General features: G+C 44.6%; 1 protein-coding gene. It reads right to left on the reverse strand.

Annotated elements, in window-relative coordinates; all coding sequences use genetic code 11:
- Nucleotides 1-416 precede the first annotated feature (416 nt).
- Nucleotides 417-950, reverse strand: a 534-nt coding sequence (locus FNE76_RS08060) for an LPD3 domain-containing protein (RefSeq protein WP_143928489.1), incomplete at its 5' end; no start/stop codon positions are given.

A 950-nucleotide genomic window follows, 5' to 3' on the forward strand; every position in this document is an offset into this window, starting at 1 on the left:
GCTTTGCGTGTGGGCGTGGTTTGGCTAATAAGTTCCCCATCTCCACCCCCATTCCCTGATTTCCCCCCATCTGCGCCATCGCCCTCTTTGCCCGTATGCGCGTCATTGCCCCTAGGCGGTTCTCCCCCCTTGCCTCCTCCTGCTGGAGTGGGTTCTAGCTTAGGGGTCTCTGGGCTGGGTTCTATCTTGGGTAAGGGTAATCCTCCTCCTCCTCCATCATCTGGGGGTAAGCCCCCTTCAATCTCTCTAATGAGGGCTTTGGTGGCGTTGGCTTTTAATTTGAGATTAAGCGTTTTTATTATACACCCCTCCTACGGGCTTTACAATAGGCGTGGGAAAGCTATAAGCTTTGCATATCTCCCACCTGTGTGAGTTTGGCCTGCCTCTATTGGATTGCATGGGTGTGCTGTAATCCTTTAAGGTAGAGGGTTTAATTCTCCTAACTCCAAACTATAAATTCTATGTCCTTGTTGCATACTCTCTTTTAGTGTAATTTTAACTTGAGCTTTTTTTCCATTGATGTTAATCTCTGCAAAGTATCTGTGCATGGCTTTTATGTCGGCACTGCCCTTTTTGTCTGCATAGGTTTCTCCCAATCTAGCATTCTCAAAAAGGGCTTTAATATCTGCTCCCACTTTAAAATGTTCTTCTTTTGTAAAACCATTTTCTAAACTTTTGTTTAAAGCTTTTTCACTAGAGATTTTATTCAATCCTGTACCTGAAATCCTAGCGACTACCCCCGTTTCTTTGTTCTTAATGTCTTGGTTTAAAATGGGGACTAGACTTTGCCTTAACTCCGTCCTTAAATCTTTAATATCTTTCGTCCCCTCTGTTTTATATTCAAAGGATTTACCTCCATCATCTGGAGGTAAGCCCCCCTCTAGCTCTCTAATGAGGGCTTTAGTGGCGTTGTCAAAGTCTTGGCGTTGCACTAGGTGGTTGAGCTGGAT

The organism is Helicobacter mehlei, assembly GCF_007280785.1.
Classification (GTDB): domain Bacteria; phylum Campylobacterota; class Campylobacteria; order Campylobacterales; family Helicobacteraceae; genus Helicobacter; species Helicobacter mehlei.